Origin of the sequence: Bacillus sp. 7884-1 (assembly GCF_002272245.1) — a bacterium.
Classification (GTDB): Bacteria; Bacillota; Bacilli; order Bacillales; family Cytobacillaceae; genus Neobacillus.
In genome coordinates, this window is sequence record NZ_NPDD01000085.1 from 42,833 (window position 1) to 62,278 (window position 19,446).

The window sequence follows — 19,446 nt, forward strand, 5'->3', positions numbered from 1 at the left end:
GTTTTTTGAGGATGAAAAGAAAAAAACAGAGCAAGTTATTTGCAGTTGTTCTAAGTCTATTGTTAATTTTAACCTCTTTACCTGCAGTGCCAATTCAAGCGGCAGCTGAAGAACCATTGCTATCAAAAAAGTTTGATTTCGGAACACCATCAAGTTCCGTTCAAGAAGGCTATACTAAAGTTTCTTCAGACACAGCTTATTCGGCAGAAGCAGGCTACGGTTTTGCTGATATCTCCAAGGTAACCTCAACAGATCGTACAACATCAGACCCCTTGAAATCAGATTTTGTTTCTACAACTGGTAATTCCTTTAACGTGGATCTGCCAACTGGCGATTATTCGATTACTGTCATTGCAGGAGATGAAGCAGACAGTGCAGATGTAGGAGTCAAGGTGGAAAATATTCAGAAAGTTCAAAATGCTGCAGTTGCAAAAGGAAATTATATCGAACGTACATTTGAGATTTCACTAGTTGATGGTCAATTAAATTTCGAATTTACAGGCACTAATCCAAAAGTTAATGGAATGATCATTGAGAAACTTCCAGAAAGAGCGGCGGGAGAACTTCCAACCGTGTATATTGCAGGGGACTCAACGGTTCAAACCTATGATGAATATTGGAGACCTGAAGCCGGATGGGGTCAAATGATTCCGCGCTTTTTCAGCTCAGATGTATCCTTTAAAAACCACGCCATTGGCGGAAGAAGTACAAAGTCGTTTATTAATGAAGGTCGTCTAGATAACATTTTAAGAGAAATCAAACCAAACGATTTTTTCCTAATTCAATTCGGTCATAATGATGCAACTATCAGTATTCCAGAAAGATATGCATCGGTACCAGATTATAAAAATTATCTAAAAACCTATATCAATGGCGCACGCCAGCGTGGTGCAACTCCTATCCTTGTAACTCCTGTTGGCAGACGTGATTTTAACGTCTCGACAGGAAAGTTTAATGTCAGCTTTCCAGAATATGTTCAGGGTATGAAGGAAGTATCAGCAGAAATGGATGTCGACGTTGTCGATTTAAGTGCACGCAGTGTTGCCTATTATGATACCATTGGCCCTGAAGGAAGTCTTTCTGTATTTTTACATACAGATCCAGGCGTTTATACTGCTTTCCCAAATGGTTCCCAGGATAATACACATTTCCAAGAATACGGTGCCATTCAGCTTGCACGTTTAGTGTCAGATGAAATTAAAAATCTGAATATTCCACTTTCTCAGTTTGTTACAGGTATAGAACCTCCTGCAAATGTTCCTGCTAAACCAACGAATGTTTCAGTAAGCAGCATTAGTAATGCGGGTGCACTTGTAACCTGGACTAAGGTAGAAGGGGCAGACATTTACAAGATTTACAGAAAACTTTCAACTGACAGCGATTATAAATTGGTAGGTACCTCAACCATTCCTCAACTGAATACTACAGGAATGGAAGAAGGGAAGACCTATGATGTTTATGTAATTGCAGTTAATGGAAAAGGTGAATCTGAATTATCAGATGTAAAACAATTTACAACGAAAAAAGCAACCTTAAAGTTTGACTTCGGCTTAGCAGGTAATCCTATTGCTGATGGTTACACGGGAGTCAATCTTTCAACTGTATATACACCTGATAGAGGATTTGGAATCGTAGATCCTCAAGGTATGATTGGCCGTGACCGTGGTACGGGTGGAGATCTTCTTCGAGACTGGTTAGGTTATTTTAACGTGGGTTGGAAATTTAATGTGGATTTACCTAATGGTCTTTATGCAGTAAAAGTCTATGTTGGTGATTTCTTAGGAAGTGCCAGAACTACTTTGGCTGTCGAAGGTCAGGATTATGGTTCAATTTCTGCACCTAACAAGAACTATACAACCAAGATTGTTTCACAGGTTTCAGTGAAGGATGGTCAGATGAATTTTAGTTTCGGAGGTACCACAGGTATTGTAAATGGTGTTGAAATAACTCCAATATTGATTGCTCCTTCTGAACTGAAATTGGATGAAAAGTCATTAGATGCTGAAAATCCATTTGTAACTTTTTCATGGAAAGTAGTAGACGATGCGGCAAAGTATAATGTTTATCGAAAAGTTGCAGGTACAAGTGAATTTACCTTAGTTGGCAGCTCTACTACAACAACTTATACTGATAATACCGTGGATGTTGGAATGGAATATCAATATGTTGCTACCACAATAGATAATGCCAATGTGGAAACAGATCCTTCACTGCCTCTTAAAGTGGTAATGATTGATCCGTCACAGCCAGTTCCTGCTGTACCAGACAATTTAAAGGTTGGAGAAGTAAATAAGAATGACCTAATGATTAGTTGGGAGCAAGTAGAAGGAGCTATAACCTATAATGTGTACCGTTCTAAAAAGGAGAATGGGACATACGAATATATCGGTAAAACAAAAACTACTTCTTACAAAGATGAAAGTGTATTAACTACCATTGCTTATTTTTATAAGGTAGCTGCAGTGAATGCTGGTGGAATTTCTGAGCAATCTGTAATATTAAAAACTCCAGCAGTAACAAAACTTAAACGTCAAATGGAAGATCTTGATCGTGCACCTGTTGCGATGAAAACAGAAGAAGGTGTTTTTGTCAGCTGGAGAATGCTCGGAACCGATCCTGAGAGTATTAGCTTTAACGTCTATCGTGATGGTGAAAAGATCAATTCTGATACCATTGCGGAGAGTACAAACTATGTTGACAAAGATGGAAAAGCTGAATCAACGTATGAAGTGCGTGCGGTAATTGACGACAAAGAAAGAAAATCAAAGGAAACCACGAATGTATTGAATCAAAATTATTTTGATATTCCGCTTCAAAAACCAGCGGACGGTGTGACCCTACTTGGCGATCCATATTCATACCGTGCAAATGATGCGAGTGTCGGTGATTTAGACGGTGATGGAAAGTATGAACTAGTATTAAAATGGGATCCAACCAATTCCAAAGATAACTCACAAGCTGGCTATACAGGAAATGTATATGTAGACGCTTATGAAATGGATGGAACCTTAAAATGGCGTATAGATTTAGGCAAGAATATCCGTGCCGGAGCTCACTATTCTCCATTCCTTGTTTATGATTTTGATGGAGATGGTAAAGCTGAAATTGTTTTCAAAACGGCAGATGGAACGATTGACGGTCTGGGAACAGTTATCGGCCGAGCAGATGCTGACCACCGTAATAGTTCAGGTTACGTTCTTCAAGGTGCAGAGTACTTGACTGTATTTGAGGGAGAGACCGGAAAAGCACTTGATACTACAGATTATGAACCAGCTCGTGGTGACGTGGGTGCATGGGGTGACACATACGGTAACCGTGTGGACCGTTTCCTTGCGGCTGTAGCTTATTTAAATGGCGAGAATCCTAGCATTATCATGGCACGTGGATATTATACGAGATCAGTGCTTGCCGCATATAATTTTAAAAATGGTAAATTGACAAAACAGTGGGTCTTTGATTCAAACGATGAAGGTCAAAGAGAATATGCTGGTCAAGGATACCATAATTTAAGTGTGGCAGACGTCGATAACGACAGCAAAGATGAAATTGTTTACGGTCAAGCTGTAATCGATGATGACGGCAAGGGCTTATATACAACAGGTTTAGGTCATGGGGATGCTCAACATGTGAGTGATCTTGATCCAACTAGACCAGGTCTTGAGGTATTTGCTGTACAAGAGCATAAAGACGGTCCATTTGGATATGACATGCGCGATGCGGAAACGAGTGAAATCCTATGGGGTGTGAAAACAGGACAGGATACGGGTCGCGGAGTGTCTGCTGATGTTGACCCGAGGTATGAAGGGGCAGAAGCATGGGCAATCTCGGGTGCTTGGAATAGTAAGGAAGGCGGAATCCATACAGCAAAAGGTGAAAAAATTTCCGACAACATTCCTTCCAGCAACTTTGCTATTTGGTGGGACGGCGACTTATCCCGCGAACTAGTTGACCATAAGTGGAATGATACCACAGCAACAGGTGTAGGAACGATCGACAAATGGGATTATGAAAATAATAAGCTAGTAAATATCCTAACTGCTGATGGAACACAATCTAATAACAGCACTAAAGGAAATCCTGTTTTGCAAGCTGATATGTTTGGTGACTGGAGAGAAGAAATCATTTGGAGAACAGATGACAGCAGTGCAATTAGGGTGTACATGACAACAGAGGAAACTGACAATAGACTCTACACTTTAATGCATGACCCTCAGTATCGATTATCAATTGCATGGCAAAACGTCGGATATAACCAGCCGCCGCATACTAGCTTCTTCCTTGGAACAGGCATGTCAAAGCCTCCTGTACCAAGCATTGATGTAGTAGAAATACCGGATGTGAATGCGCCAGAAACGGAAAATGAGGTAATAGGGGCAGAAATTGAAGGCTGGTATAATAGTCCAGTAACAGTAAATTTAACTGGATATGACTATCAATCTGGTATTAAAACAACCTATTATTCATTAAATGGTTCAGCCGACCAAGAAGGCAGTACAGTTACCATTACAGAAGATGGCAGACATGTTCTTGATTATTGGAGTGTCGACCAGAGTGGTAACATCGAACCAAAGAAAACAATTGAGATTAACATTGATAAGACTGCTCCAGAGATCACCTTCTCGGTTGAGGACGGAACAGTATTCAATGTGGATCAATTTGTTACTATTACTTGTCAGGCAGAAGATGCTTTATCGGGAGTTGCATCCTCAACTTGTGAGGATGTTTCGTTACCAGCTTATGAGCTTGGGTTAGGAAACCATACCCTCAAGGCAGATGCAGTAGACAGGGCTGGAAATAGCTCGACCAAATCCGTTACGATTAACGTTGATGTTGATTTTGATAGTCTTGGAAAACTTACACAGTTGTTCCTAACTGAATCAAAGGGCAATAGCAACATTTTGAACGCTTTAAATGCTAAACTGGAAGCAGCAAAAGCTTCAGAGGAACAAGGTGACAAAGGTGCAAGAGATGGACAGCTAAATGCCTATATCAACCAAGTTAAAGCAAAAGCGAATACAGACTTCACAGAAAAACAAGCACAAATGCTATTCAAATTTGCTGAAGTTTTGAAAAAGTAAAAGTAAACATGGCCCAAAGTGTATTATCCTTTGGGCCATGTTTTATGATTACTTTTTTTTGAAGCAGCTACCAGTGGTATTATAAGTTTTTTTATACTAAAATTATATTTAACTATCATTTGAAAGCGACTATCCGTCATGGAAGGGAGTAACAACAATTGAAGCAAAACATCAAAGCAATCCTTGCTCCCATGAGCACAAAAGAAAGATTTGCATATATCTGGGACTATTACAAGTTTCATATCATTGGGAGCATTACTGCAATCATCCTATTAATCCTACTAATAAGTAGTATCGATGAGAAAAAAGAGGCGTACCTCAATATTACAATTTTAGGTAATGGGGTTAATCCAGAAGGTATTGCTCAATTACAAGATCAATTAACAAACGAGCTAGTAAAAGACAAAGCAGATGAAGAAGTTTTTATAGAAACTTTATCCTATGATAAATCAAGCCCAGACGCGGCTTCCCGAGCAGGTGTACAAAAAATGGTCGCACAGATTACTACTGGATCTATTGATTTGCTGATTGTTAATAAAGAACTCTTTGAGGAAATCTCATCACAGCAAAATTCATTGTTAGCGATAAATGATCTTAAGGGAACCGGTAAACGATTACCTTCTAATGAAGAAGTTTATGGAATTAGCACCTCGGACATTAATCTTTTGGCTCCTTTAAAGTTGGATGAAAATATGGTATTATGCATCCCTAGTAATACAAAAAATTTGGAGCAAATAAATGAGTTATTTTCACTCATTTCTGAATAAATGAAGTAGGAGATCATTTCAACTTGAAAGATCTCCTATTTTTTTTGTGCAAATAAGGACAATAAATTAGTTGAATCACGATATAGTAAAATCCTATTTTTCTTGTAAGATAGAGTTATCAGTAAGCGTTTCCAACGGAAAGGTGATGTTAATGCCAAAATACAGTATAGCCGTCGACATCGGGGCATCAAGTGGAAGACTTATATTAGGATATCTTGAAGGTAGTTTATTAAAACTAGAAGAAATTCATCGCTTTGAAAACAAAATCGTGAAAAAAGGAGATTCCTTTTGCTGGGAAAGTGATAATCTTTTTCAAGAAATTAAAAATGGACTCAAAAAATGCAAAGAAATGGGCATTAAGCCAGATAGTATTGGAATAGATACATGGGCTGTTGATTTTCTTTTATTAGATGACAACAACCTGCCATTAACAGAGGCCGTTTCATATCGTGACCCACGTACAGATGGGTTGATGGAAGAAGTCTTTGAGCTTTTCTCAAAGGAAAGAATCTATCTCGAAACAGGTATTCAATTCCAAAAGTTTAATACTATCTATCAACTTTATTCTATTAAAAAGAATAATCCTGAAATACTCGAAAAAGCGAAATCATTTTTAATGATTCCCGATTACTTCAATTATTTACTTACAGGAAAGAAAGCAAATGAATATACAAATGCGTCTTCTACCCAACTGATAAATGCATTTACGAAAAAATGGGATCATCAGTTATTAGATGTCCTTGGGATTAATAGAGAGATGTTCCAGGAAATTAAAACTCCTAAAACAATTCTAGGGACACTGTCAGAAGAACTAGTTTCAGAGCTTGGGTTTGACCTACAAGTTATTCTTCCAGCAACACATGATACAGGTTCAGCAGTCATAGCCGTTCCGGAAGAGGATGAATCGATTTATATCAGTTCTGGTACCTGGTCATTAATTGGCGTTGAAAACTATTTCCCAATATGTGTCACTAAGGCATTGGATTATAACTTTACAAATGAAGGCGGCATCGATTATCAATACCGCTTCTTAAAAAATATCATGGGACTTTGGATGATTCAAGAAGTAAAGCGAAACTACAATGATGAATATTCCTTTGCAAAATTAGTAGAATTAGCGGGAGAGGCGAAGGAGTTTACATCGAAGGTAAACGTAAACGATGACAGATTCTTAAAACCCGAAAACATGGTTGAAGCAATCATGAATTATTGTGTAGAAACAGAGCAGCCAATCCCAAGCACACCTGGGGAAGTAGCAAAATGTGTATTTGAAAGTTTAGCAGAAAGCTACCAGGAGGCAGTGACGGAAATAGAAGAAATCTTTGAAAAGCAGTTTGAGAAAATAAATGTCATCGGCGGCGGCTGTCAAAATGAAATGCTGAACCAGCTGATTGCCGATGTAACAAAAAAAGAGGTATATGCTGGACCAGTTGAGGCAACGGCAATTGGTAACATCGCAGCCCAATTAATGGCACTGGGAGAAATCAGTGATATTAAAGAAGCACGGTGTATTGTTAGTAAGTCATTTGAAGTGAAAAAATATGTACCAGCGCAGCACGTTAAAAGCTAAATACGAAAGGAAGATAAAAATGTCCATTAAAGAAAACTATGAACTTGCGAAACAAGCCTATGCAAAATGGGGAGTAGATGTTGATGAGGTTGTAGAAAAATTGAAAAACGTACCTATTTCTATACATTGCTGGCAAGGCGATGATATTGGTGGATTTGAAGTAAACAAAAGCGAATTATCTGGCGGCATTGATGTAACCGGAAACTATCCAGGTAAAGCAACAACGCCTGAGGAATTAAGAAGTGACTTAGACAAGGCACTATCGTTAATCCCGGGAAAACATAGAGTCAATTTACATGCAATTTATGCAGAAACAAATGGTGAGGTTGTTGAAAGAGACCAGCTTGAACCAAAGCATTTTGAGAATTGGTTAAACTGGGCAAAAGAAAAGGGACTTGGCTTGGATTATAACCCAACATTATTCTCGCATCCAAAAGCAGCTGATGGTTTAACATTATCTCATCCGAACGAAGAGATCCGTGAATTCTGGATTAATCACTGTATTGGCAGCCGTAAAATCGGTGAGTATTTCGGGAAAGAACTAGGTACACCTGCATTAACGAACATTTGGATTCCAGATGGCTATAAGGATATCCCAAGTGACAGACTAACTCCTAGGAAAAGATTAAAAGATTCATTAGATAAGATTTTTGCAGTCGAAAAAGATGAAAACTACAACCTAGATGCTGTGGAAAGTAAGGTATTTGGAATTGGTTCTGAATCGTATGTAGTTGGTTCACACGAATTTTATCTAAACTATGCCATGAAAAATAATAAATTATGTTTACTAGATACTGGGCACTATCACCCAACTGAAACGGTATCGAATAAGATATCCTCTATGCTATTGTTTAGCGAGAAGCTTGCGTTGCATGTTTCAAGACCAGTTCGCTGGGATAGCGACCATGTCGTTATTCTTGATGATGAATTAAAAGAAATCGCACTTGAAATCGTTCGTAATGATGCCTTAGACCGTGTTATCATCGGACTTGATTTCTTTGATGCAAGTATTAACCGTGTTGCGGCTTGGACTATTGGTACACGTAATATGATTAAAGCGTTGCTATATGCGATGTTAGTACCAAATGAATATTTAAAGCAGCTTCAAGAAGAAGGCAACTTTACAGAAAGACTAGCATTAATGGAAGAATTTAAAACCTATCCATTCGGTGCAGTTTGGGATTATTACTGTGAAAAAATGGGTGTTCCAGTGAGAGAATCATGGTTAGAAGAAGTAAAGGTTTATGAGAATGAGGTTTTATCTAAGCGATAAGTAAGAAAAGACTCAATAAGGGATAATAGGCCCGTGTTGGGTCTTCTTTTTTTGAAAATGTGTTTGTTTAACAAGATATATGGTATATTTATTATATAAACAAAGGTAAAATAAACATAAAACAACAAAAAACAAAGTGTTAAGGTGTTCGTTCGGAAGGGGATTAGTAAATGCTTGTTGCAGAAAGGCATAAAAAGATTGTTGAACTAGTCAATGAAAAGTTGAGTATACGTGTTACTGAGCTAAGCAAGATATTTTCTGTTACGGAGGAAACTATTCGTCGTGATCTTGAAAAGCTTGAAAAAGAGAACCTATTGATGCGCAGCCATGGCGGTGCGGTTAGTATTGAAAAGGATCAAGGAGAAACTTCTTATTTGGAAAGAGAAATTACCAATGCTGCTGAGAAGAAAGTAATTGCAGTAGAAGCTGTACGATCCATTGAGGTTGGCGATCAAATCGTGTTAGATGCAAGTACAACGGCTTGGTATGTAGCAAAGGAATTAGAGGACATCCCGTTAACTGTCCTCACTAACTCCATTAAAGTAGCAATTGAGTTAAGCAAAAAGGATCAAATTAAAGTGATTTCTACAGGTGGTATTTTATTGGCACAATCACTTTCCTATGTCGGTCCGCTTGCTGAACGATCGCTGGGAATGTATCACGTTAATAAGGCGTTTATATCATGTAAAGGCGTCCACCTAGAAAAGGGGCTAAGTGATTTTAATGAGTCACAAGCACTTTTGAAGAAACAAATGATAGATATTGCAGATGAAACCATTCTAATGGTTGATTCAAGTAAATTTGGAACACGGGCTTTTTCACAAATTGCTCCTGTATCAAAGATTCACTCGATTATCACCGATTCGAATATAGATGAACAAACTAAAAAACAGTTAGAAGAAAGAAACATAAATGTAACGATAGCAAATTAAATTAAAAATTGCCAACGCAATAAAAACTTTATAGAGAAATAGATTATAAGCAGACCGTAATGGTCTGCTTTTATTTGTTTAAACGAAGAAGAGCATCTAACAAATTGTGACAAAATTCTTGGTAAAACAAAAAGAAATGGGTGTAATTGTGACGAATATGTTGATTAAGCAAAAATAAACAAAATTATTTATATGTATTTGTGTTGATTTATGTTTGTTTTGGGAGTATGCTTTCATTGTAATGAATAAAATAAAACTAATTAATATAAAAAACAAACTTTTGCAGAAATAAATAGTTCCAATAAAAGGAGAGAAATCAAGATGAGTATGACAATGATTAAAGGTGCAATTTATACAGCCCCATTTTTACAAGAAATGTTAGAAACTACTTCGAATTTATATCGTTTAGGCTGGGATGAACGAAATGGGGGGAATATCAGTTATTTATTACATGAATATGAAGTTCTTCCATATTTAAATGTTGATAATGTGAAAAAAACAGTACCGATGAACTTTGATGCATCAGCACTAGCTGGTAGATATTTCATCGTAACGGGTTCAGGGAAATATTTTAAGAATGTAAAGAGAGATCCAGCGAATAACTTAGGTCTCATTCGCATTACAGCGGACGGTAAAAGTTATGAAATCCTTTGGGGATTTGAAGATGGCGGAGTTGCAACAAGTGAATTACCCACACATCTTATGAACCATATGAAGCGTTTAGCAGTTGATAAAAACCATCGGGTTATTATGCACTGTCACGCAACCAATCTTATTGCGATGTCCTTTACACATAGCTTGAAGGAAGAGGATTTTACAAAAACCTTATGGGAAATGTGCACTGAATGTCTGGTTGTTTTCCCTGAAGGTGTAGGAATCATTCCATGGATTGTTCCAGGCACAAATGCCATTGGTGAAGCAACTGCTGAAAAAATGGAGGATGTCCGTCTTGTACTTTGGCCGCATCATGGAATTTTCGGCGCTGGCACTACATTAGATGAAACCTTTGGTCTGATTGAAACAGCAGAAAAAGCTGCTGAAGTATATACAATTGTTTGTGCCCAAGGCGGAAAAAAACAAACAATTACCGATGCTCAGTTGCAAGAGCTTGCAGATGCATTTGGTGTTGTTCCACGAAAAGGGATTTTATAAATGTTTAAGGATAGTTAACAAGAAATAATCTAAGGTGTGCTCCCAAAATGGAGCACACCTTTTTGTTCTAATGGATAAAAGGAAATGGTATTATACTACTTATAATAATGAATTGGAAAATAGGAAAAGGTGAACCATGAATCAAGAACTACTAAACGAGCTTTTACAGATTACTGATGAAGAGAAGAGTATTCTTGAACAGCAAGCGAAAGTAAGTAAAGAACTATATACGAGTAAGACAAATTTTATTATTGAAAGTGAAAAATTTTTAAGTAAAGAAAAGATGATTATGGTTCGCCAGCACACTCGATTTGTAGATTTCCCCCTACATAAACATGATTATATTGAAGTAAATTATGTTTATAACGGGAAATTGGAGCAGACAGTCGGAGGGAAACCGATCATTTTAAAAAAAGGGGAGCTACTTCTATTAAATCAGCATATAGAACATGAGATTAAAGCTTGTGCCAAAGAAGACATTGTCATTAATTTTATTATTCGCCCTGCTTTTTTTGATTTTATTTTTTCTTATTTAAGCTCAGGTAATATTGTCAGTGATTTCTTATTGAGCAGCCTCTACAATAATACACAGAATGGGCAATTTCTTTATTTTAAAGTTTCGGAAGTGGAAGGCATACAGGATTTAATTAGAAAAATGATTCATGAAATTATGTATCCCACCACTTTCTCAGAGTCTGCCATCAAGCTTTACATGGGGCTAGTTATGATAGAGCTTATCAAGAATTCTGATCGGGTAGAACGAAAAGAAGAAGCCTCCATCACTCACTATATGGTAGTGGAGTCACTTAAATATATAGAGGAACACTATAAAGAAGCATCTTTATACGAATTGGCTGAGCAATTAAATCAATCCCATTATGGTCTAAGTAAAAAGATAAAAAAGGCGACTTCCCGTACATTTAAAGACCTTCTTCAGGAAAGAAGGCTGGGAAAAGCAAAAGAATTGTTAGAAGGAACCGATTTGCCAATTGCTTCGATTGTTGAACAGGTTGGTTATGATAACATCAGTTATTTTTATCGAATTTTTAAAGGGAAATTTGGGCAGACACCAAAGGAATTCAGAGCCAACAAATGATATAATTTTAAAATGTTGTTTTTTATTACACCTAAGGAGATACATCATGAATTTTTCTGCTAAGCAAGTAGTCTTTATTAGTTTTATGTTATTTTCTATGTTTTTCGGCGCAGGGAACCTTATTTTCCCACCTTTTCTCGGTCAATCAGCTGGGGATCAAATTTGGCTGGCCTTAGCTGGTTTTATTGTTTCAGCAGTAGGACTGCCGATATTAGGAGTGATTGCAGTTGCAAAGGTAGGAAGCTTGAACGAGCTGAACATTAGAGTTCACCCTTTATTTGCATTGATATTTCCATTTTTGATTTATATTGCAATCGGCCCAGGACTGGCGATTCCTCGTGCAGGAAGCCTTGCTTTTGAAATGGGGGCCGCACCTTTCTTACAGGAGAATTTGGTTGAAGGTCCGATCTCTTTATTACTCTATACCATCATCTTTTTTGGATTAGCCGCCTGGTTGAGTATGTATCCTTCTAAACTGATTAGTCTTTTTGGGAAACTGTTGACACCAATCCTTTTAACCTTGATAGCCATTATTTTTGTAAAGAGTTTAATGGATCCAATTGGTTCGTTTGAATCACCAGTTGGGAATTATCAGGAGAATCCTTTATTCCAAGGAATATTAGAGGGTTATTTAACCATGGATGCCTTGGCAGCCCTCGCATTTGGTATTGTCATTGCAAACACATTGACTGCACAAGGTGTACTTGACTCCAAAAAGAAATCGCGCTATATGATGTACGCAGGTTTAGGTGCGGGCTTGTTATTAACGGTGATTTACCTTATTTTGGGATATCTAGGGGCCGCGAGTTCTTCTTTAGGACAAGCTGAAAATGGAGCAATCATTTTGTCCAACATCATGACCTATCTGTTCGGAAGAAGCGGAACATTGTTATTAGGTATCGTTTTTACACTGGCATGTTTTTGTGTGTCGATTGGTTTAATTACATCATGCAGCCAATTCTTCTCCAATGCCATTCCAAAAGTCGCATATAAAGTATGGGTTGTTATCTTAGCTGTTCTTAGTACTGCAATAGCAAATTTAGGTTTAACACAAATCCTGCAAATATCTGTACCCATTCTTGGTATGATCTACCCAATTGCCATTGTACTAATTTTCTTAGGTCTCCTGGATGATATTATTAAAAGAAATCGATATATTTATAGCTCTGTAATCGGCTTTGTTGCCCTTTTTAGTGTTTTAGACACCATTAACAAAGTATTTTTAGATAGTAAATGGAGTGAGGCATTTGAAATTCTTCCTTATTATATCGAAGGGCTAGGGTGGCTTATCCCTGCACTATTAGGGTTAATTGTTGGATATATTTTAGGTTGGTTAAGAGGTTCATCTCCTATAATGAAAACAAATCTGTAGTAAATGATATGGAAAAAACGAGAAACCATCAATACTGCGGTTTCTCGTTTTTTTAGAAGTAAATTACTGAATATTTAATTCTGTTAATATATCTTCTAATCTTTTTCCTTTGTAAATCTCTTTAGCTTTAGGAGCTTTTTGGACATCAGGGTTTTGATTTAAATAGTGTTGTTTTATAAATTGCATATCTTTTGCGTCTACGACACCATCAAAATTGATGTCTGCTTCCCGCTTCTCTTTCCCCCAATATGTTCTGATATAGTCTGCATCCATAATATCAATTACATTATCGTTATTTACGTCTCCACCCATTACTGAGGCCTAGAAAATATAAGTCATTCGACCCGCAGATTCACCATTATACATATCATGTAAGTCACTAACCGTTACATGACGATCAAAATGACCTGGTATTTTAACGGTAATATCATAGTGTTGATCTGTTGCAGGAAGTTTTTTTAAGAAGTAACGTGCACTGTAGTTGAAATCTCCTTTATACGTTTTCCCGTCCTCTCCGACAGCTTCGATTGTCATACCTGCTTTAGAGAAATCCTTATTATAATCTAACCAAATGCCGTATTCACCAAGGAAGCCATCTGCAAGTATGCCGCCCTCAAGCTGAGAAACAGTTGGGACGATATTCACACCCTGGTCAAAACCATGAATGGCTATAGGGTCACCGTTTAATTAAAATGCTTTTGTGTTTAATACATTAATGTTTTGAATCCATTTGATATAGCTGCTCGGATTTTCTTTTACTTTTAATGTTACGTCAATTAATGGCATTGATGTTAGAATCGGCTGGACAGTCTCACCTGTCAACACCTTACTCAAAGTAATTCTATTTTGACTGCCTGCTGTCGTAATCTCTCCTTTTGTAAGGTCAGCCTGCAAATTGTGTGCTTCGGCATAAGCTTTAAAATCTTTGTTTAATGATGTATTTGTAACTTCATAGGTGCTGGATGGAAAGGCTAATGTGAACTCCCCGCCAGTTAAGTCTTTAATATGATGTGCACTCATTGTTACCGTCAAAGTATCGCCATACTTTGCATTATTTTTGTTAGAAACAAGCTTCATGTATGGAATACCTTGTTTGACAAATGTGTAAGTGAAATCCGGATGGTCCTGCATACCATTGAGTACGTTATCGAAGGTTTGAAGTGTTGCCTTCGTGAAATCTTTGCCGTTAGGCAGAACAGTATTAAAGTTAAAATTACCATATTTGTCAACCGAGATAGGAGTGAATGATTCATTTAACAGGTAAACATTATTTGAAGATTAATCGATAGTAAATCCATTCTCCTTCATGGTGTCAACATGCTTGTCAAAGATTTTCCCTTTAATCGTCATGCCTTCTTCGTTTACTTCATATACGCCACCTAGAGTTTGCATTGATATTTCTGGCAGCGTATTTTCAATGAAAAACATATCCGACTTTTTGAATACTTTGCCATCTTTATTAGTTGCTATAATCTCTACTTCATACTTTCCAGGTGCAGCCAGTTTCTTTGCATATGCAACAGGGTTATCCGCGTTACCTGTAAATGGAACATACAATCCATTAAATCCAAACTCGGTCTCGTAGATCAATTCTTCAGGGAAAAAGCCTTGATAAGCATCAATAAGTCCAAGAGCTTCTCCTGTGTCTGCATCCTTTAATACAACATCTACTGTTTCCATCGAACTGCTTAGTGAAAATAAAATTGGGGTAAATCCATAGGCCGAATTGTTTAAGTCACGTCTTGTAGTGAAGGAAGTAAAGTATGCATCAACCTCGTTTATGCCTTCTTTTATATGTTTAAATCCAAAAGGCACCTGGTAAACTTCCTCGTTATTTTCTTTATTGGTAAAATAAATGTATCCTTCATAATTTCCAAGCTCTGCAGAAGTTAGTATTTGAATAGATGGTTTTATATCCAACGTTTTGTTGGCCTTTACATTGATGGAATCAGGTATCTCTAAAGTAACATTATTCTTTTCGGCATCCTTTGCACCTAGCACTTTCTTTTTTACAGCTGCTTCAGCGGGATCCTGTGCAAATTGAACAATAATATTTACAGGTTTGTTACTGAAAGTTTCAAGAGTAGGAGACAGGTGTTTATTTGGAACTCCCAGTTCTTGATTGTTATGAATTCGGTCTCTGTCTTGCTTGGATAAATGTTGAAGATATTGTTCGGCGTTGGTGATTTTGCTTGGATTGGTAGTTTCTGCAAATGTTGGAAGAGTACCCGAAACTAGCAAACTAGCTGCTAAAAAACAAGTAGATACAACTTTAAATGGAGTTGAAGTTTTCATTTTCAAGTTTTGTAACACCCTTTCTCATTTTCCGAATATTGTGATTTTACTATTTCATTATAGGTTGGTGTTACGAAGCATCATATGGGGGTATTTATGAGTGACTTTTATATCGATTAATATTAGAAAATATCTAAAAATCACCTTATCTAAATATATTTAGTGCATTATACCCAATTGATAACCCCAATAGCTTCTTGTTTGCAAAGTTATTAGAATAATAGTTGTGTTAATATTTCGAAAAAATAGAAATCAATTAATAGAGAGGAAACGTGAAAATATGAAAAAGAGAAGAGGGTTACCGTTCAAAGTACTTACGACGTCAGCATTAGCAACGATGTTGTTAACTTCAACAGGATTTGCGGAAGGAATAGGTACTAATCCGGTTCCAGCTCCAAGTGTAGAGGAGATTGTGAAACAAGGGCAGAAAATATTCTTGGATGAACAAAGACAAGCAGCTGAAGCTGCGGCAGACAAGTTTGGATATAAGAATTTAAAGAAAGACGGTCTAGCAAAACCGTATCAGCCTAATGAAAAGGTGCGTCTAATTGTTGAGGTAGAGCAGCCTGACACAGTGGGGGAATCGAAACAAAACAAGAAGGCAAAGTTTAAACAAAAACAAGATCATGTGATTGCACAAATTTCTAAGACTAAATCTGCAGCAAAAGTAAAGAATCGTTTCTATGAAAGCTTTAATGGATTTAGTATAGAAACAGAGTTTAGTAATCTAAAGGAAATTCAAGCGACTCCTGGTGTAACAAATGTACATATTGCGAGGACGTTCCAACCATCAATGGGAGCAAGCAAAGAATTAGTACAAGCACAAAAGGTATGGGAGGAATATGGCTACGAAGGGGAAGGATTGCTTGTTGCAATCGTGGATTCTGGAATTGACTACAGTCACCAAGATATGAAACTTACAGAAAAAGGAAAAGAGAAACAAAAGTGGTCCCAAGAGGGGATAGAAGGAAAATTGGCTGAAACCGAGGTAAGTGAAGTATGGTACAACGACAAGGTTCCGACAGGATATGACTGGGCTGATAAAGATACGGATGTCATTCCTCGCGGGCAAAACGGGTCATCACATGGTATGCACGTTGCAGGGACAGTAGGGGCAAATGGGGATGAGGCAAATGACGGTGTACAAGGTGTTGCACCAGGTGTGCAGTTATTAGCGGAAAAAGTATTTTCTGATAATGGCGGCGGAGCATTTGAAGATGACATTATTGCGGGTATAGAGCATGCGGTCACGATGGGAGCAGATGTCATTAACATGAGCTTAGGCTCTGATGCGGGATATGTTGGAGAGGAAAACGATCCGATTCAAAAATCGATTCGCGAAGCAACCGAACAAGGGACTCTTGTAGTGGTAGCGGGCGGAAATTCCTCTTACAGCACCAAAAACAATCTTTTAAAGTCTGCAGAGAATCCTTATGCAGAAAACCCGGATATTGGGACAGTAGGCGAACCAAGTGTAAGTCCATATGCCTTGTCAGTTGCTTCTTATGAAAATACGAAAATTCATATGAATACATTAGCAGAGGAAAATGGTTTGCAGCTCCCATACCAAGACCAAACTCAATACAATTTCAAGCTCTCAAGAGTACTGGAAATGGGCAAGAGCTATGAATTGGTATATGTAGGGGAAGGGAAAACAGCAGATTTCGTTGGAAAAGATGTGACTGATAAAATTGTAGTTGCCAAACCGAAGCAGCCATATGCTACTTACACGTATGTACAAAATGAAGCGAAAAAGAAAGGCGCCAAAGCAGTCATCCTTGTGCCGCCTAGTGACATGGCCGACTATCCATACGTATACCTAAGTTCTTTCTTTATTCCTGCTGCAACAACAAGCAAAGAGGCAGGAGATGCGTTAATCGCGAAGCTTACAAGCGGTCAAAGTGTAAAAATGAAAATGTCAAAAGGAAAATATATTGATAATCCTGATAAAAATACGATATCTGATTTCTCATCTTATGGTGCACCACACACATTAGATTTTAAACCAGAGATTTCGGCACCTGGAGGCAGCATTTATTCAACGGTTACGGGTAATGAATATGAGATAATGAGCGGAACATCAATGGCAACACCGCATGTGGCTGGAGGTTCAGCCTTATTGCTGCAAGCTTTATATGAAAAAGGCTTATCTCATTCTAAGGAAACAGCATTAAAAGCAAAAATCGCATTAATGAATACATCACAATTAATACTAGACCCACGCACTAATAATGACGTACCGTACTCACCACGTGTACAAGGATCTGGATTAATGCAAATTCAAAATGCCATTAAAACTCCTGTCCTTGTTACGAGTGATAAAACTCCATTAGAGCGAGCCGGAGCAGTTGCCTTAAAAGAAATTACGAGTAACAATGCACACTTCAAGTTGAATGTAGAAGCTCTACAAAACTTAGAGGTAAAAGACTTGGAATACAGTGTTTACGTTGATGTATTGACGGATAATACAGAAACAAAAGAATTTGATTTAGACAATGATGGAACATTGGATTCTAAAGAATATTTAACGTTAACTAGCAAGCTGGTACAGGGTGCTTCCGTTTTGGTAAACGGGGAAAAAGTAACTCATACAGAAGGAAAGACATTAAAGATTAAACCGGGGCAAGAAAAGAATTTAGACATCCAGATTTCATTACCAGCCAGTTTAAAGCAAGGTACGTTTGTCGAAGGGTATGTACGTCTTGTGCCAACTGGCAAAAACAGTGATTCTGCAGTTCCAATAACCGTTCCTTACATGGGCTTCTATGGTAAATGGGATCAAGCTAAGAACCTAGATCCAGCTGCATGGGATAAAGATGCTTTCTTAGGATATACGGTGCTTTGGAATGATGAGCCATTCTCAGAAGGCACATTCCCATTAGGTTTTGATCCTAGAAAGGGAACATTCAATACGGACCGTATCGTGATATCTCCAAACACGATCTATCCAGGTGTATTCCCAACATTCACCACACTCCGTAATTTAGAGAAAACAGAAATGTACGTGGAAGATCAAAATGGACAACTAGTTCAATATTTAGGTGACTTTAGTGAATACACTGGGAAGCCATGGAAGTTCCGTAAAAATGTTATGGCCTATGAGGACTATATGAATGGTGGATATTTATGGGATGTTAAGGACAAAAATGGACAAGTAGTCAAAGATGGCAGCTACAACTATGTTATTAAAACAACACTAGATTACAAGAATGCGAAACCACAAGAAGTGAAGCTTCCAGTTAAAGTAGATTCAGTTGCTCCGGTAGTATCCGATATCCAAGTACAGCCAAAAGACGACCAATATGAAATATCCTTCAAAGCGGTGGATAACGAGAATGGCAGTGGCTTTTACGGTGCAATCATTTGGTATAACGGTAAGTATATGCCGCTAGTGCAGGGACAAACGTCAGTACTTGTAAAAGAGGAACCGAAGAGTGTTGTAGTATTAGGTTCAGATGTCGCGCTTAACCATGGATATACCGTTTGGGGAGATCCTTCGTATATTAATGATGAAATGCTTGTCAGTTGGTTCAGCGTATATCCAAATAAAGATGTAAATGCAAGCACCCCTGCGGGAATTAATGCTTTTGCGAATAATCGAGTGAATTGGACGATCAATATTAAAGATGAAAGTGGTAAGGTAGTTGACTCAATTGTTGTGGAAAATGAGCATGAAATTCACTTACAATGGAAACCGGAGGCAGACCTTCCTAATGGTACGTATACAGTATCAGCAGAAGTGGAAAACAAACAAGGCTTTAAAGTTACGACAAGTCCGCAATCTGTAACGGTCTTACAGAAGCAACAATAAAATCATACGAAAAAAGTCGGTTCGAAATAAAAGAACCGGCTTGTTTGCATTCATTAAATAAACGAATATAAAAATGTTTTCGTTAAAAAACTTAAATGGT

General features: G+C 37.7%; 13 protein-coding genes. 9 read left to right on the top strand and 4 right to left on the bottom strand.

The window, feature by feature from the left end; genetic code table 11:
• The first annotated feature begins 11 nt into the window (after positions 1 to 11).
• The 8 genes from CHI06_RS30915 to brnQ all read left to right on the top strand — a co-directional run bounded on the left by CHI06_RS30915 (position 12) and on the right by brnQ (position 13,240).
• Positions 12 to 5,078, top strand: coding sequence for a rhamnogalacturonan lyase family protein (locus CHI06_RS30915; protein WP_095248670.1), 5,067 nt, complete (start codon positions 12 to 14; stop codon positions 5,076 to 5,078).
• A gap of 158 nt (positions 5,079 to 5,236) precedes the next feature.
• On the top strand, positions 5,237 to 5,845 hold the full coding sequence (locus tag CHI06_RS11215) for a hypothetical protein (protein ID WP_095248636.1): 609 nt from the start codon (positions 5,237 to 5,239) through the stop codon (positions 5,843 to 5,845).
• A gap of 151 nt (positions 5,846 to 5,996) precedes the next feature.
• Complete coding sequence (gene rhaB, locus CHI06_RS11220; RefSeq protein WP_095248637.1) at positions 5,997 to 7,415, top strand: rhamnulokinase; 1,419 nt, start codon at positions 5,997 to 5,999, stop codon at positions 7,413 to 7,415.
• Positions 7,416 to 7,434: 19 nt separating this feature from the next.
• The gene (rhaA, locus tag CHI06_RS11225) at positions 7,435 to 8,688 is read left to right on the top strand and encodes an L-rhamnose isomerase (RefSeq protein WP_095248638.1); all 1,254 of its coding nucleotides are present in this window, start codon (positions 7,435 to 7,437) and stop codon (positions 8,686 to 8,688) included.
• 170 nt (positions 8,689 to 8,858) lie between these two features.
• Positions 8,859 to 9,620 (top strand): DeoR/GlpR family DNA-binding transcription regulator, encoded by a 762-nt coding sequence (locus CHI06_RS11230; protein ID WP_095248639.1) that lies wholly within the window; start codon positions 8,859 to 8,861, stop codon positions 9,618 to 9,620.
• A 327-nt stretch (positions 9,621 to 9,947) separates the two neighbouring features.
• Positions 9,948 to 10,772: a rhamnulose-1-phosphate aldolase gene (rhaD, locus tag CHI06_RS11235; protein ID WP_179292603.1), complete on the top strand. Its 825-nt coding sequence runs from the start codon at positions 9,948 to 9,950 to the stop codon at positions 10,770 to 10,772.
• A gap of 136 nt (positions 10,773 to 10,908) precedes the next feature.
• Positions 10,909 to 11,868, top strand: coding sequence for an AraC family transcriptional regulator (locus CHI06_RS11240; protein WP_095248640.1), 960 nt, complete (start codon positions 10,909 to 10,911; stop codon positions 11,866 to 11,868).
• A gap of 46 nt (positions 11,869 to 11,914) precedes the next feature.
• On the top strand, positions 11,915 to 13,240 hold the full coding sequence (gene brnQ / locus CHI06_RS11245) for a branched-chain amino acid transport system II carrier protein (protein ID WP_095248641.1): 1,326 nt from the start codon (positions 11,915 to 11,917) through the stop codon (positions 13,238 to 13,240).
• Between the two features lie 63 nt (positions 13,241 to 13,303).
• On the opposite strand, the gene CHI06_RS11250 is transcribed toward brnQ, so the two are convergent.
• From CHI06_RS11250 to CHI06_RS11265, 4 genes are all read right to left on the bottom strand, one after another.
• Complete coding sequence (locus tag CHI06_RS11250) at positions 13,304 to 13,552, bottom strand: dockerin type I domain-containing protein (RefSeq protein WP_142300948.1); 249 nt, start codon at positions 13,550 to 13,552, stop codon at positions 13,304 to 13,306.
• Positions 13,553 to 13,561: 9 nt separating this feature from the next.
• Positions 13,562 to 13,885 carry a hypothetical protein gene (locus CHI06_RS11255; protein ID WP_095248643.1) on the bottom strand — a complete coding sequence of 108 codons (324 nt, stop codon included), beginning with the start codon at positions 13,883 to 13,885 and terminating at the stop codon, positions 13,562 to 13,564.
• Positions 13,886 to 13,927: 42 nt separating this feature from the next.
• The gene (locus tag CHI06_RS11260; RefSeq protein WP_095248644.1) at positions 13,928 to 14,317 is read right to left on the bottom strand and encodes a hypothetical protein; all 390 of its coding nucleotides are present in this window, start codon (positions 14,315 to 14,317) and stop codon (positions 13,928 to 13,930) included.
• Between the two features lie 201 nt (positions 14,318 to 14,518).
• The gene (locus CHI06_RS11265) at positions 14,519 to 15,541 is read right to left on the bottom strand and encodes a hypothetical protein (protein ID WP_095248645.1); all 1,023 of its coding nucleotides are present in this window, start codon (positions 15,539 to 15,541) and stop codon (positions 14,519 to 14,521) included.
• A 274-nt stretch (positions 15,542 to 15,815) separates the two neighbouring features.
• Between CHI06_RS11265 and CHI06_RS11270 the strand changes: the two genes are divergently transcribed.
• Positions 15,816 to 19,346, top strand: a complete 3,531-nt coding sequence (locus CHI06_RS11270) for a S8 family serine peptidase (RefSeq protein ID WP_095248646.1) — start codon at positions 15,816 to 15,818, stop codon at positions 19,344 to 19,346.
• Positions 19,347 to 19,446: the final 100 nt, after the last annotated feature.